Annotated in this window: 5 protein-coding genes; all 5 read right to left on the bottom strand. The window is 69.3% G+C overall.

Annotated elements, in window-relative coordinates; genetic code table 11:
* Positions 1–59 precede the first annotated feature (59 nt).
* The 5 genes from E5CHR_RS12580 to E5CHR_RS12560 all read right to left on the bottom strand — a co-directional run bounded on the left by E5CHR_RS12580 (position 60) and on the right by E5CHR_RS12560 (position 15332).
* The gene (locus E5CHR_RS12580; protein WP_162580047.1) at positions 60–5861 is read right to left on the bottom strand and encodes an autotransporter-associated beta strand repeat-containing protein; all 5802 of its coding nucleotides are present in this window, start codon (positions 5859–5861) and stop codon (positions 60–62) included.
* Positions 5862–6107: 246 nt separating this feature from the next.
* The gene (locus E5CHR_RS12575) at positions 6108–7547 is read right to left on the bottom strand and encodes an efflux transporter outer membrane subunit (RefSeq protein WP_162580045.1); all 1440 of its coding nucleotides are present in this window, start codon (positions 7545–7547) and stop codon (positions 6108–6110) included.
* A gap of 32 nt (positions 7548–7579) precedes the next feature.
* Complete coding sequence (locus E5CHR_RS12570) at positions 7580–10894, bottom strand: efflux RND transporter permease subunit (protein WP_162580043.1); 3315 nt, start codon at positions 10892–10894, stop codon at positions 7580–7582.
* A 9-nt stretch (positions 10895–10903) separates the two neighbouring features.
* The gene (locus E5CHR_RS12565; protein ID WP_162580041.1) at positions 10904–14038 is read right to left on the bottom strand and encodes an efflux RND transporter permease subunit; all 3135 of its coding nucleotides are present in this window, start codon (positions 14036–14038) and stop codon (positions 10904–10906) included.
* 10 nt (positions 14039–14048) lie between these two features.
* Positions 14049–15332 carry an efflux RND transporter periplasmic adaptor subunit gene (locus E5CHR_RS12560; protein WP_162580039.1) on the bottom strand — a complete coding sequence of 428 codons (1284 nt, stop codon included), beginning with the start codon at positions 15330–15332 and terminating at the stop codon, positions 14049–14051.
* Positions 15333–15419: the final 87 nt, after the last annotated feature.

The following is a 15419-nucleotide window of genomic DNA, read 5'->3' as shown; positions in this document are numbered from 1 at the left end:
TTTTCAAGAGCGCCGATTATCGCGAGGAGGTGGGTCAGCCTCCGTTCAGGGCCTCTCCTCTACCAGCGCACCTTGATGCCGGCGGCTCCGCTCAGGGTGCTCTTCACGCGCATATCTCCGCCTGATGCCCACAGCTTGCCGACCTCGCCGTAGAGACTGGTCGATTCGCTCAGCCCCAGCGTGAAGCCCGCGGCCAGCTCGGTCGAGGTGCTGCCCCTGCTGCTGGCAATGGCGGTGCTGGCCGCCGGGTTGATGAAGCGCGTGACATCGCTGCCGCCCGAGGCGCGGTACAGGTTCACCCGCGCATACGGCTGCAGCCGGCCTGCGCTCGTGGCGACGTCGCCTTTCACGCGCACACCCACGCGGGCGAGCCAGCTGCCCTCGCGCTCCTGATGCACGCGCGCGCCGGCGATGTCCACGTCGTCGAAGTCCAGGCGCTGATGCACGAGTTGCGCCTGCGGCTGGATCTGCCAGCCCTTGCCCAGCGCGAAGGACTGGCCCAGTTCCAGCGAGGCACTCAGGCTGCTGGCCTTGCCCTTGGTGCGCAGGTTGGCCTGTGGCTTGACCTCGTAGCGGTGGCGTCCGGCCTGCAGCACGCCATCGGCGTAGAAGCCGCTGGCGTCGGTGTAGGTGGCGTAGCCGCCCAGGTACTGGCTGCGCAGGTCGTTGCTGCCCACCGAGAGGTTGGCGATGCCGCGCGCGAAGCCCTTGACCTGCACGTCGCCGTCGAGCTGGCCGACATAGAGGCCGGCGCGCCAGTTCGCATCGGTCCACAGGTCGGTGCCGGCCTGCAGGCCGCTCAGGCGCCCGTCGCTTTGAGGGCTGACGGTGCCGCCTTGCCGGATGTTGCGGCCGATGCTGAGCACGCGGCCCCAGGCGCGGCGCTCGCCGGTGGTCGCTCCGGCAGTGCCTTGAGCCCCGGCAGCCGTCTTCATGTCGTCGCCGCCCATGCGCTGATGCAGGTTGCCGAGCATGGCGAGATCGCCTTGGCGCAGTTGGGCAGGCAGCGCGGCGAAGAGCGGGACTTCGGGCCGATAAGTCGGAACCTGGATTGCCACGAGCTGGGATGTCGGCGAGATCGGCGAGATCGGAAAATTGGATGAATCCGGTGATCCCGATGGGTCCACCAATCCAGGTGATCCGGCCGAGGGCGTTCCGGGCGTTCCGGGCGTTCCGGGCGTTCCGGGCGTTCCGGGCGTTCCAAGCGTTCCAGGCGTTCCGGGCGTTCCGGGCGTTCCAGGCGTTCCGGGCGTTCCAGGCGTTCCAGGCGTTCCAGTCGTTCCGGGCGTTCCAGGCGTTCCGGGCGTTCCAGGCGTTCCGGGCGTTCCAGGCGTTCCGGGCGTTCCAGGCGTTCCAGGCGTTCCGGGTGTTCCAGGCGTTCCGGGTGTTCCAGGCCCAGCCGGTCCCGTGGGACCCGGCGGGACCACCAAAGTGCTGGTGGAGCGCAGATACCAGTTCTCTCCGGCTCCCGCAGCGTCTCCGGGCAGCAGGCGGTATTCGTAAGCCCCGGCATCGACATGGCCACCCTGCAGCGCAAATGCATCCCGGGTGGTCTGGGCGGTGGTAGTGGCGCCATTGAGGGCGGTGACGAGTTCGATGCCGCTCCCGGTGGTGAGCGCACCCAACCCGCCGAAGTTGACGACCTGCACGGTGGTGCGGCCGCTGGCAACTGCCGCAGGGCCGCTGAGGACCAGCCGGTCGCTGGCGCTGGCGCTGTCTCCAAGCGACGTGCCCAGGCGCAGCAAGCCGTCATTGCCGACGTAAGGACCCGTGACGGTCAGGGTGGTGCCGGGTGCCGCGCCCACCACGGAGACGGTGCCCGCGTTGGCAAGACCGGCGACGCTCTGGCTGAACCCGGCAAGATCGAGCATGGCGCCAGAGGCGACGCTGTGCGCCGAGGCAGGACTGAAGGTGTTGGCGCTGCCGGCGCGCAAGGTGCCTTCGCTCACGGCCGTCGCGCCGGTGTAGGCATTGGCGCCTGCGACGACAAGGGTGCCACTTCCGATCTTGCTCAGATCCCCTGGCCCGGTGATGGCCCCGGACAGCGTGGCGGTGAAGGCACCCGTATCGATGATGGGATCGACGGCCTCGGTGAACGCGATCGGATTGGCCAGCGTGAGCGCATCGGCAGCGAAGCGCAGCGCGGTGCCTTCGTGCATGGCCAGTGGTCCCGTGCCGAGTGCACTGTTGTTGCCGACCGCGAGGCCTCCTTGCTTGAGATCCGTGCCGCCACTGTAGATGTTCTCGCCCGTGATCGTCAGGATGCCGCCGCCGGTCTTGGTCACGCTGCCCGGGCCCGCGAGAACGCCGCTCACGTTCAGATCGACGTCCGTCCGCAAGGTGCCGCCGAGTGGCCCGAGGTTGACCGCGCGCGCCGTGGCAAATGCCGCTGACGTGTGCAGTGTCGCACCATCGAGCGTCAGTGCGCCCGACGCAGCGCCCAGGTTCTGGTCCGCCGAGACCGACAGCACACCGCCCATGACCGTGGTACCGCCCGTGTAGCTGTTGGCGCCGGCGAGGGTCAGTGTGCCGGTGCCTGCCTTGACCAGCGAGCCGCCAATTCCTTCGATCACACCACTTACCGTGGAAGACGAGCCGTCGCTGCCGACGGTGAGCGCGTTGGCGCCGAGGGCATATCGGCCGGCACCTTCGATGGCGCCTGCCGAGAGCCTTGCATCTCCGGCGGCACCGAGGGTCGCGGAAAAATCGACGACGCCGCCTGCCGCGGTGACGAAACTCGCCTGGCCCGCGGTGCTTCGATCGTGGAACCGGGTCGTGCCGCCGGCGGCGGTGGTGATGGTGGCATTGCCGGCCGTCGCGGCGTCGAAGAAGTCGGTCACCGCGTTGTTGGCGATGGCCGCCTGCCCCGCGGAACCCGCACCGCGAAAATTCAGCACGGCATTGTTCTGGATGGCGGCAATGGCGCCGGTGTCGGCACTGGCGATCTCCAGTTTCGCGTTGTTGAGGATTGAACCCGCCAGCGTTCCGCCGGCTTCGAGCCTCAAGGTGCCCGCGTTGTTGGTGGTGCCTCCCGAGTAGCTGTTGGCACCCGACAGCGCCAGTGTGCCCGCGCCCTCCTTCGTCAGCGCGCCGTTTCCCGTGAGCGACTGGCCGACGACGAAGGTCGCGGCGTCCTGCACGATGTCGAAGCCACCTCCGTTCGCGCCCCAACGGATGTCGCGAGCGGTGGAGCCGAATGCAGTGCCCGTGACCTGGAGAACGCCGCCGTCGAAAGCGAGCGCGCCGGTGCTTGCGCCGAGGTTGGCTTCATTTGAAACCGACAGCTTGCCGCCCGAGAGCGTGGTGCCGCCGCTGTAGGTGTTGGTGCCCGTGACCGTCAAGGTGCCGGCACCGGCCTTGGTGACCGTGCCGCTGCCCGAAACGGTGTTGCCGAACACGGCGTCGCCGAACTGCTCGATCAGGAGTGCGGCGTTGTCGGCGATGGCGCCGCTGCCGAAACCGGTGGCACTGCCGGCGAGCGTGCCCGCGCTGATGGTGGTGCCTCCCGTGTAGGTGTTTGCGCCCGAAAGCGTCAGCCTGCCGGCCCCCGTCTTCGTCACGGCGCCGCTGCCGGAGATCGCGTTGGCAAGGGTGGCGTCCTCGGGCTGCTGGATCAGCAACGCGGCGTCGTTGACGATGGCGCCGCTGCCGAAACTGGCCGCGCTGCCCCTCAGCTCGCCCCCGCTGATCGTCGTACCACCCGAGTAGGTGTTGACGCCCGTCAGCGTGAGACGGCCGACGCCGGTCAGGGTCAACGCGCCCTCACCGCTGACGACGCCGCTTGCCGTGACGAAGTTGTTGATCAGGAACCTGCCGCCACCCGCGCGGAGGTCCATGTTGCGCCCGGTGTTGAATGAAGCCCCGCTGCGCAGCATGCCGCCGTCGAAGGTCAGCCGGCCCGACGCCACGCCCAGGTTGCTGTCCTGGGCGACGAACAGCACGCCGCCTTCCAGCGTGGTGCCCCCTGCATAGGTGTTGGCTGCCGTCAGCATCAGGGTGCCGGCTCCTTTCTTCGTCAAGCCACCGTCGCCTGTGAGTACTTGCGCGAGCGTGAAGGTCCCGAAGGACGGAACGATGTCGAAGCCGCCGCCGTTCGCGTTCATTTGGATGGTGCGAGCGGTGGACCTGAACGTGGCGTCCGTGACCTGAAGAATCCCGCCATCGAAGATGAGCGCACCCGAGGCCGCTCCCAGGTTGGCATCAGCCGAGACCGCCAGTTCGCCGGCCTTGATCGTGGTGCCGCCGCTGTAGGTGTTGGTACCGGCGAGCGTCAGCGTGCCCTGGCCGGTCTTGATCAAGCCGCCGGCACCCGCGATGACGCCGGTGGATCTCAGGTCGGCATCGGTTTGGAAGCCCCCGCCGGCGTTCCCCAGGGTGATGGAGCGCGTGGTCGTGAAGGCTGCGGTGTTCTGCAGCGCCCCGCCGTCGAGCGTCAACAGGGACGACTGCAATCCGAGGTTGTCGTCGGCCGAAATCGACAGCAACCCTGCGGTGACGGTGGTTCCGCCGCTGTACGTGTTGACGCCCGAGAGCACCAGCCTTCCGGCGCCTCGTTGGGTCAGGCCGATGCTGCCGGCATTGCCACCGGTGCCGCCGGAGCCGGTCTGGTCGGCGATTGTGTCGGCGACGGTCTGCGTGTTTCCGACGGCAGGCACGAAGGCAAGCGTGCTGCCCCCGCCCTGCATGAAGATGCCGGAGCCGAAGGCCGAGCCGTCTTGTGCGACGCCGCCTCCGCTCGCGCCGGCAGAGACGCCGTTGCCGCGCACCTCGGTATTGCCGCCCAGGGTGAGCGAGCCGCCATCCATGACGAAGATGGCGCCGCCCATGCCAGCCCCGCCGCCGCCCGCGATGCCGCGCAAGCCGATCCCTCCATCGCCGCCACCGAAGCCACCGGCAGCCCCGGCAAAGCCGTTGCCGCCGCCGCCTCCGCCGCCGAATCCGCCGCTGCCTCCCCGGGTGATGCCGCCGCCGCCGCCGCCGCCGAAACCTCCGTTGCCCCCATAGCTGAAACTGGCAGAGCCGCTGCTGCCACCACTGCCGCCACCACCGCCGCCCAGGCCGCCATCTCCGCCGGCGCCCTCGTCCCTGCCGCCGCCTCCGCCACCGCTGTACAGCCCGCCGTCGAGGCCATCGTTGCCGGTGCCGAGGCCGCCCGCCGGGCCGCCCCCATTGCCGCCGATACTGCTCCCGGCCCGGCTCGCCAAGCCGGGGGCGAACAAGCCGCCGCCGCCATCGCCACCACCGGCGCCCGCTGCGTCGGGATTGCCGCTGCTGCCATCGCCCCCCATTCCGCCACCGCCGGCCCTGCTCGGCGCCCCGCTCCTGCTGCCGCCGCTGCCGCCGACGGCGCGGCTGTCGACGACGATGACGTCGTTCAGGATGGCTCCGGCGCTACCGACCACGAACACCGCACCGCCTGCGCCCATGCCGCCGCCGCCCGGAAAGGACTCCGAGCCACCCTTGCCGCCCTGCGCCACCAGGTTCTGCATCGTCAAGCCGTTGACGGTGGTGGTGCCCGAGCCGATGAAGAAGCCCCGGAACATCCCGTCGCCATCGAGGCTGTGGCCGTGGCCATTGATCGTGACTTCTCGCCCGATCACCGGCAGCTGTGCGTTCAGCTTGATGGACGCGGCGAGATCGATGACGGCATCGCTGCCCGTGATGCAGGCGGCCAATTGGGCGGTGGTGGCGGCAGTGCACGCGCGGGCGGCAGGCATGCCCGTGCACCACACGGCGGCCATCAGCGCAGAAGCGCGGGCTATGCGCGAAGCGCTGCGCTTGCCGCGCGTACGCGCGCTTTCGGGAGCAGCCACCCAGGCGCCCAGCGCGGGATTCCAAAGGCTGCGATGCATTCTGTTCATGGAGGAAGGTCCACGGGTGGTCTCGGGACCCACGCGCGCAGCGCGCGCAGGGGGCGGGCAATGCCGCCAGCGCGCCGGCCACCCGCTCCCGCGCACATGCCGGAAGCTCAGGCCGCTGCTCTTCAACCCAAAGGGCCTGCGACCGCCGAATGCTAGGAACGCCCGCCTCCGCCGTCAGACAGATGCGACAAAAAACGAGAAATGATTCGCTCCGGCACGCCCGGTCGAGCGCCGGCGTTCGGGAAATCAGCGCGGCGCCGCACTCCCCGTCCACTCCGCGTGCCATCCTCCACCGAGGGCCTGAATCAGCGCCGCCGCCGCACTCTGCCGGCTCACCTGCAACTGCAGCAGCGTGCGCCGTGCATTGAGCGCCGACACCTGCGCCGTGACGACCTCGGTGTAGCTCACCTGCCCCTGCCGATAGCGATTCAGGAACTGCTGCTCGCTGCGATCCGCCGCCGCCGACGCCTCGCGCCGCAGGCCTTCCTGCTGCGCCAGGCTCGCGCCCGCGGTGAGCTGGTCCTCGACGTCCTGGAAGGCGGTCAGCACGGTCTGGCGATAGCGTGCCACTGCCGCCTCGTGCGCCGCCTTCGCCTGGTCGACCTGGGCGCCAATGGCGCCGGCGTCGAACACCGTCTGCGCAACGGACAGGCCCAGCGACCACAAGGTGTTCGAGGCATTGAACAGATCGCCCACGCGGCTCGCGTTGCTGCTGAGCGTGCCGCTCAGGCCGAAGCTCGGAAAGTAGGCGGTGCGCGCAATGCCGATCTGCGCATTGGCCACCGCGACCGCGCGTTCGGAAGCAGCGATGTCGGGTCGGCGCTGCAGCAGTGTCGAAGGCACGCCTGCCGGAACACCAGGCACGGTCGGCGTCCAGTCGACCGCGGCCAGGCTGAAGTCGGCCGGCGCGGCGCCGACCAGCACGGCAATCGCATGTTCCAGCGTGTCGCGGTTCCGCTTCAGCGCCACGCGCTCGGCCTGCGTGGTGACGTAGAGCGTTTGCGCCTGCAGCACGTCGGTCTGGGCGACGATGCCCGCGTTGTAGCGATTGCGCGCGATCTCCAGGCTGCGCTGGTAGCCCTCCAGCGTGACATCCAGCAGACGCAGCTCGGCATCCGCCTCGCGCAGCGAGAAGTAGTTGGTGGCGAGCGCGCCGATCGCCGACAGGCGCGCCGCAGCCAGGTCAGCCTCGCTGGCCTGGGCAGTGGCTTGCGCACCCCCGACTGCCAGGCGCAGCCGGCCCCAGACGTCGGGCGCCCAATCGGCGCGCAGCGAGGCACTGGCGGTGTTGCCGGGCGAGCTGTTGCGCGCGCCCGAACGGTTCGCACTGCCGCCGGCCGAGACCGACGGGAACAGCGCGGCACGCTGCTCCCGCACCACGGCCTGCGCCTGCGTGTAGCTGGCCACCGCAGCGGCGATGTTCTGGTTGGAGACCTGCACGCGGGCGGCCAGGTCGTCGAGCACGGGGTCGCCGAACAGCTTCCACCATTCGCCACGGTCCAGGGCATCGGCGGGGACGGCGGGAAGCCAGCCTTCGGCGGCGGGCGCCTCTTTCCAACTTGAGGACATGGCGGTGGTGGGCTGCTCGTAGCGCGGGCCCACGGCGCAGGCGGCGAGGGCCAGGGTCAACAGGACGGCGGCGGTGCAGCGAACAGGGCGTTGAAGCAAGGGATTCGGAACGGTCATGGTCGTTGCGAGGTCATCAAGGGCCGCTGCCCTCAGCCCAGCCCGCTCCCAGAGGGAGACGAAGAAGGAGCCAGAGAGGTGGCTGGAGAGAGGGAAGGATCGGAGGCGTTGCGGCTCAGGTACTTTTCGTTGGCGGGGCGGCGGCGCAGCTTGTCGAGCAGCACATAGACCACGGGCGTGGTCAGCAGCGTCAGCAGCTGGCTTGCGATCAGGCCGCCGATGATGGCCACGCCCAGCGGCTGGCGCAGTTCGGCGCCTTCGCCGAAACCGACTGCCAGCGGCAAGGCGCCCAGCGCGGCGGCGAGTGTGGTCATCAGGATCGGGCGGAAGCGCAGCAGGCAGGCCTCGCGCACGGCTTCCACCGCGCTCAGGCCGCGCGCGCGCTCGGCCTCGAGCGCAAAGTCGATGATCAGGATCGCGTTCTTCTTGACGATGCCGATCAGCAGGAACACGCCGATCAGCGCAATGATCGAGAACTCCATCCGGAACATGAGCAGCGCCAGCACCGCGCCCACGCCCGCCGAGGGCAGCGTGGTCAGCACGGTGATCGGATGCACCAGGCTCTCGTACAGCACGCCCAGCACGATGTAGATGACGACCAGCGCCGCGAAGATCAGGAACAGCTGCTGCGCCTGCGACTGCTGCGCCGCCAGTGCCGTGCCCTGGAAGCTGCCGCGCACGTTGACAGGCATCGCGATGTCGGCCTCCGCCTGGGCCACGATGCGCTTCGCATCCGCCAGGCTCACGCCCTCGGCCAGGCTGAAGGAGACGGTGCTCGCAAGCTCGGTGTCCTGGTGGTCGATGGAGCTCGGCACCGCGCGCTCGCTGAGTTTGGCGAAGGCCGCGAGCGGCACCATCGGCGTGGTGGTCGTCGCGATCTGCTGCCCGGCCGACGAGGTGCGCGAGGCCGGGTTGGCGGAGGTGGTGGTCGAGGTGCCGGTCGCTGCGTCGGTGTTGGCCTTGAGCGTGGTGACGGTGGTCGCGCCGCTCGCGTTGGCAACCGCATTGAGCGTCGAGGGCACGTAGAGGTCCTTCAGCGCAATCGGCGCGCGCTGGAATCGCGGGGCCCACTCCATGATCACCGAATACTGGTTGAGCTCGTCGTAGATGGTCCCGACCGAGCGCTGCCCGTAGGCGTTGTAGAGCGCGCTGTCGACCGCGCTCGAGGTCACGCCCAGTCGCGCCGCGGCGTCGCGGTCCACTTCGACGAAGGTCTCGACGCCGTTGGCCGCGTCGTCGCTGTCGATGTCGGTGAGCGCGGTCTCCTGGCGCAGCCGTTCGGCGAGCTTGCCGGTCCACTTGCGCAGGTCCTCGAGGTTGTCGCTCTTGAGCGTGTACTGGTAGCTCGAGTTGCTGGAACGCCCGCCCATGCGCAGGTCCTGCACCGGGAACAGGAACACGCGCAGGCCGGTGAGCTGGCCGAGCTGCGGGCGCAGGCGGTCGATGACAGCCTGCGTCTTCTCGGTGCGCTGCCCCAGCGGCTTCAGGTTGACGAACATGAAGCCGCCACCCGCGCGACCTCCACCGGAGAAGCCGACCACGGTTGCCACCGCCGGGTCCTTGCGGATGATGTCCACCGCCTGGCGCAGCTTGTCGGCGACGGCCACCGAGGAGATGCTCTGGTCGGCCCGGATGCCGGCGTTGAGCTGGCCGTTGTCCTGCTGCGGAAAATAGCCCTTGGGAATGGCGTTGAAGAGGTAGACGTTGAGGCCGATCACTGCCAGCAGCACCAACATCACCACGCCCTTGCTGGCAAGCGCCCAGTCGAGGCTGTGGGCGTAGACGCGCAAGGTCCAGTTCCAGGCGCGTTCGAAGCGGCTGCCCAGCCAGCTCAGCACGCGGCCCCGCTTCGTCCTGGGTTCTTCCGCTTCGCTGCGCAACAGCATGGCGCACAGCATGGGTGTGGTGGTCAGCGAGATCACCAGAGAGATCAGCACCGAAGCCGAGAGCGTCACGGCGAACTCGCGGAACAGCCGCCCCACCTGCCCGCCCATGAACAGCAGCGGGATGAACACCGCCACGAGCGACAGACTGATCGACAACACGGTGAAGCCCACCTCGCGCGCGCCACGCAGCGCCGCTTCCATGCGCTTCATGCCGGCCTCGACATGGCGTGCCGTGTTCTCCAGCACCACGATCGCATCGTCGACGACGAACCCGGTGGCCACGGTGAGCGCCATCAGGCTCAGGTTGTTGAGGCTGAAGCCCAGCAGGCGCATCACGACGAAGGTGCCGAGCAACGAGACGACCGTCGCCACCGCCGGAATGATGGTGGCGCGTGCCTTCCGCAAAAAGAGGCCCACCACCAGCACCACCAGCACGATCGAGATCATCAGCGTGGTCTCGATCTCGCGCAGCGACGCGCGGATCGAGTTGGTCCGGTCAGAAGCGATCTGGATGTCGATGTCCTGCGGCAGCTGCGCGCGCAGCTCGGGCATCAGGTCGCGGATACCGTCCACCGTTTCGATGATGTTGGCGCCCGGCGCCTGCGTGACCAGTATCACCACCGCCGGCTCGCCGTTGAAGAGGCCCAGCGTGCGGGTGTTCTCGACGCTGTCGATGACGCGGGCGACATCGCCCAGGCGAACCGGCGCGTTGTTGCGCCAGGCGATCACCAGGTCGCGGTAGTCGGCGGCCCGGCGGCCGGGCGCAGGCGTGTAGATCTGCAGCCGGCGGTCGCCGCTCTCGATCGCGCCCTTGGGCCGGTTCGCATTGTTGGCCTGGATCGCGGCGCGCACGTCCTCGGTGCTGATGCCCATGCGGTTCAGCGAGAAGGGCTCCAGCTCCACCCGCACCGCCGGCAGCGAGCCGCCGCCGATCTCGACCTCGCCCACGCCTTCGACCTGCGACAGGCGCTGGCTCACGATGTTGGACACCGCCTCGTAGATCTGGCCTGGCGTGCGCGTCTTGGAGGTAAGCGCCAGGATCATCACGGGCGCCGAGGCCGGGTTTCGCTTGCGGTAGGTCGGGTTGCTGCGCAGCGTGGCGGGCAGGTCGGCACGGGCAGCGTTGATGGCGGCCTGCACCTCGCGCGCGGCACTGTCGATGTTGCGCCTGAGGTCGAACTGCAGCGTGATCCGCGCGGAGCCGTTGGAGCTGGTCGAGGTCAGTTCATTGACGCCTGGAATGATGCCCAGCCTGCGCTCCAGCGGCGTCGCCACGCTCGAGGCCATGGTGCTCGGGCTGGCGCCGGCCAGGCTCGCCTGGACGGAGATGGTGGGGTAGTCGACCTGTGGGAGCGGAGAGACCGGCAGGGCGAAGAAGGCGACGATCCCGGCCAGGGCAATGCCGATGGTCAGGAGGACGGTGGCGATGGGGCGTTCGACGAAGGGGCGGGAGAGGTTCATCTGCGGCCCTCAAGCGGCGTGCGCGGCATCGCGCTTCCCCCCGAACCTGCGCCCCATCCGATCGAAGGCCAGATAAATCACCGGCGTCGTGAACAGGGTCAGCACCTGGCTCACCACCAGCCCCCCGAAGATCGCAAGCCCCAGGGGCCGCCGCAGCTCCGCGCCCTCGCCCCATCCGAACATCAACGGCAGCGCCGCGAACAACGCCGCCAGCGTCGTCATCAGAATCGGCCGGAAGCGCAACAGCGCGGCCTGGTGGATCGCCTCCTGCGGCGACTTCCCTCCATGCCGCTCGGCGTCGATCGCGAAGTCGATCATCATGATCGCGTTCTTCTTCACGATGCCGATCAGCAGGATGATGCCGATGATCCCGATCACCCCGAGGTCGTTGCCCGTCACCATCAACGCCAGCAGCGCGCCCACGCCGGCCGATGGCAGCGTCGACAAGATCGTCAGCGGATGGATGTAGCTCTCGTAGAGCACGCCCAGCACGATGTACACGCACACCACCGCCGCGAGGATCAGCCAGAGCTGGTTGGTGAGCGACCTCTCGTAGGCGCCGGCCGCGCCCAGAAAGTTCAGCCGCACGCTGGCCGGCAGGGCGATCTCCCTGGCCGCGTCGCGAATCGCCGCGACCGACTTCCCCAGCGCGACACCGGGCGCGGTGTCGAAGCCCACCGTGGCGGCCGGGTACTGCGCCACGCGCGTGATCTGCAGTGGCGCGAGCTGCTCGCGCACGGTGGCCAGCGAGGCCAGCGGCGTCGGCGTGCCGGCGCCGGTGCGCAGCTGCAGGTTGCCCAGCCCTTGCGGCGACGCAAGCGCCTCGCGCTGCGCCTCCAGGATGACCCGGTACTGGTTGGTCTCGGTAAAGATGGTGGAGACGATGCGCTGGCCGAAAGCGCTGTAGAGCGCATCGTCGACCGAGCTGGCCGTGACCGACAGACGCGAGGCAGTGTTGCGGTCGATGTCGACGTAGGCAGCCAGGCCCTGCGCACCGGCGTCGGTGGTGGCATTGCGCACCTGCGGCGTGCGGCGCAGCCGCTCTGCCAGCTTCTGCGCCCAACCATTCACGACCGTGGTGTCCACACCCTCGAGCGCCACGCGGAACTCGGTCGGGCCGGTCTCGGCATCGATCGTCAGATCCTGCGTGGGCTGCAGGTAGAGCGTCACGCCGGCCACCGCGTTCACCCGCTCGCGCAGCCGCTGCATCACAACAGCCTGGTCGTCGCGCGCCGAGCGCAGGTTGATCAGCATGCGCCCGGTGTTGAGCGCGGTGTTGTTCGCCGCATCCACGCCCACCACCGAGCTGAGGCTGCGCACGTCGGGGTCGGCCAGGATGGCACCGGCCGCAGCCTTCTGCAGCTCGGCCATGCGCGCATAGGACACGTCCTGCGCCGCCTCGATGCGCGCCTGCAGCTGCCCGGTGTCCTGCGTGGGGAACAGGCCTTTGGGAATGGCGACGTAGAGCAGCACCGTCAGCGCCAGTGTCAGTGCCGCCACGACCAGCGTCAGGGGCTGATGGCGCAGCACCCACTGCAGCCAGGTGTCGTAGCGCGCGATCACGCGCCCGAAGAAATCCTGCACGCGGGCGCCGAAGCGGCCGCCCTCTTCGGCCTGCGGCTTGAGCCATCGCGCAGACATCATCGGCACGAGCGTGAGCGACACCACGGCCGAGATCAGGATGGTGATCGCCAGCGTGACCGCGAATTCGCGGAACAGCCGCCCCACCACGTCGCCCATGAAGAGCAGCGGAATCAGCACCGCCACCAGCGACACCGTCAGCGAGATGATGGTGAAGCCGATCTGCGTCGCTCCCTTGAGCGCGGCGGTGAAGGGCGGATCGCCCTCCTCCAGGTAGCGCGCGATGTTCTCGATCATGACGATGGCATCGTCCACCACGAAGCCGGTGGCGATGGTCAGCGCCATCAGGCTCAGATTGTTGAGGCTGTAGCCCAGCAGGTACATGAGGCCCAGCGTGCCGATGAGCGAGATCGGCACCGCGATGCTGGCGATGACCGTGGCGCGCACGCTGTGCAGGAACAGGAAGATCACCAGCACCACCAGCACCACGGCCAGGGCAAGCTCGAGCTGCACATGGTGCACCGAGGCACGGATGCCCGTGGTGCGGTCGCTCAGCACCTCGACCTTGAGGGCGCCGGGCAGCGAGGCCTGGAGTTCCGGCAGCTGCTTCTTGATGGCGTCGACAGTGCCGATCACGTTGGCGCCGGGCTGGCGCTGCACGTTGAGAATGATCGCGGGGTAGATCCCGGCATCCGGGGCAGCCGCGTCCTGCCCGTCCTTCGATTCCGGGCGCGCCGCCGCCCAGGCGCCGAGTTGCGTGTTCTCCGCGCCGTCCACCACGCGCGCGACATCGGTCATGCGCACGGGCGCGCCGTTCTTCCAGGCGACGATCAGGTTCTTGTAGTCGGCCGCGGCGACCAGCTGGTCGTTGGCATTGATGGTGTAGGCGCGCTGCGGGCCGTCGAAGCTGCCCTTGGCGCTGTTGGCATTGGCCGCGGCGATCGCGGTGCGCAGCGTGTCCAGGCCGATGCCCACCGAGGCGAGCGCATTGGTGTCGGCCTGGATGCGCACCGCGGGGCGCTGCCCGCCCGAGAGCGAGACCAGGCCGACGCCGGCCACCTGGCTGATCTTCTGTGCGAGGCGGGTGTTGACGAGGTTCTGCACCTCGGTCAGCGGCATGGTGCTGGAACTCACGGCCAGCGTGAGGATCGGGGCGTCGGCCGGATTGACCTTGGCATAGACCGGCGGCGCCGGCAGGTCGGCCGGCAGCAGCGAACCGCCGGCGTTGATCGCAGCCTGCACCTGCTGCTCGGCCACGTCCAGCGTCTGGTCGAGCGCGAACTGCAGGGTGACGATGGAGACGCCGTTCGAGCTCACCGAACTCATGCGGTCGAGCCCCGCCATCTGCCCGAACTGGCGCTCCAGGGGCGCGGTGACGGTGCGGCTCATCACCTCCGGGCTGGCGCCCGGGTACAGGGTCTGCACCTGGATGGTCGGGTAGTCCACCTGCGGCAGGGCGGCCAGAGGCAGGAAGCGGAAGCCCACCAGGCCCGCGAGCACGATCGCAAGCATCAGCAAGGCCGTCGCCACCGGCCGCTCGATGAAGGGGCGCGACGGGCTCATCGGGGCTGCCTCACTGCGGCGGAGGCCGGCGCCGGCCCTCGCCGCGCGGGCCCCGCGGACCGGAGGCGCCAGGGCGCGGGCCGGCCACCGGCTTGTCCCCCTGCAGCACCACCTGCGCGCCCTCCTTCAGGCGGTCGCCGCCTTCGGTGACCACCTTCTCGCCGGCCTCGAGGCCCTCGCTGATCGCTGCCAGCTCGACCGTCGACTCGCCCCGCTTGACCGTCCGCATGGAGACGGTGCGGTCCTCGTTGATCACGTAGACATAGCTCCCGGTGGGCCCGGTGCGCACGGCCGTCACGGGCACCACCACCGCATCGACGGTGCGCAGCGTCATCTGGACGTTGACGAACTGGCTCGGAAACAGCGTGGTCTGGGCGTTGGCGAAGCGAGCCTTGCCCTTGACGGTGCCGGTGCTGGTGTCCACGACGTTGTCGAGCGTGGAGAACGTGCCGGTGTCCAGCGTGGTGCTGCGCGTGCGATCCGTCGCCCTGACCGGCAGCGCCACGCCCTTGGCGAGCTGGGCCTGGATGTCGGGCAGGCGGTCCTGCGGCACGGCGAACTGCACGTCGATCGGGTTCATCTGCGTGATCACCGCGATGCCGGTGGCCGCGTTGGCCGTCACCGTGTTGCCGGGATCGACCGTGCGCAGGCCGATGCGCCCGGCCACCGGCGCGGTGATGCGCGTGTATTCGACGTTGAGCCTGGACGCGGCCTCGGAGGCCCGATCGGTGGTCACCGTGCCTTCGAGCTGCTTGACCAGCGCCGCCTGGGTGTCCACGTCCTGGCGCGCGATGGAGTCCTGGGTGAGCAGCGTGCGGTAGCGCGCCAGCGTCACGCGCGCGGCTTCCAGTTGCGCCTCGTCGCGCACGCGCGTGCCCTGGGCCTGCATCAGCGCCTGCTCGTAGGGCCGTGGATCGATGCGGGCCAGCAATTGGCCCTTTGCCACCGCCTGCCCCTCGGTGTAGAGCACCTCGGTGAGTACGCCGCCGACCTGCGGCTTCAGGGTGATGGTCGCCAGCGGCGTCACGGTACCGAGCGCATCGATGGTGACTGGCAGTTCGGCCCGGCGCGCCACCGCATGGCCGACGGTCGAACCGGGCGGGCCGAAGCCGGCGCGGCCGGCGACCGGCTCGCCCGAGCGCTTGATCAGGTACCAGGCGACGCCGCCCAGGACCACCACGAGCAGCAGCGCGGCCAGGCTCCCCAGCCAAAGCCTGCGGCGCGAAGGCGGCCGCGGCGCCGGCGGTTCGGCAAGGGGGGCGGTGGCTGGGGGCTCTGAAGTAGGGAAGGACATCGGCAACGGGGCGGTTCGCAAGCAGCCGTTAGTGGAGCGCCGAATCGTAGCGCCCAGTTCCCATAAACCGTAAAGCCCCGGTAAAGC

It is taken from the genome of Variovorax sp. PBS-H4 (assembly GCF_901827205.1).
GTDB lineage: Bacteria > Pseudomonadota > Gammaproteobacteria > Burkholderiales > Burkholderiaceae_C > Variovorax.
Note: the sequence above shows the minus strand (reverse complement) of the source record. Positions and strands in the feature narration are given on the sequence as shown.

Coding starts and splice junctions, on each gene's coding strand:
- E5CHR_RS12560 (WP_162580039.1), bottom strand. CDS start 15,332: ATGTCCTTCCCTACTTCAGAGCCCCCAGCCACCGCCCCCCTTGCCGAA.
- E5CHR_RS12580 (WP_162580047.1), bottom strand. CDS start 5,861: ATGAACAGAATGCATCGCAGCCTTTGGAATCCCGCGCTGGGCGCCTGG.
- E5CHR_RS12570 (WP_162580043.1), bottom strand. CDS start 10,894: ATGAACCTCTCCCGCCCCTTCGTCGAACGCCCCATCGCCACCGTCCTC.
- E5CHR_RS12575 (WP_162580045.1), bottom strand. CDS start 7,547: ATGACCGTTCCGAATCCCTTGCTTCAACGCCCTGTTCGCTGCACCGCC.
- E5CHR_RS12565 (WP_162580041.1), bottom strand. CDS start 14,038: ATGAGCCCGTCGCGCCCCTTCATCGAGCGGCCGGTGGCGACGGCCTTG.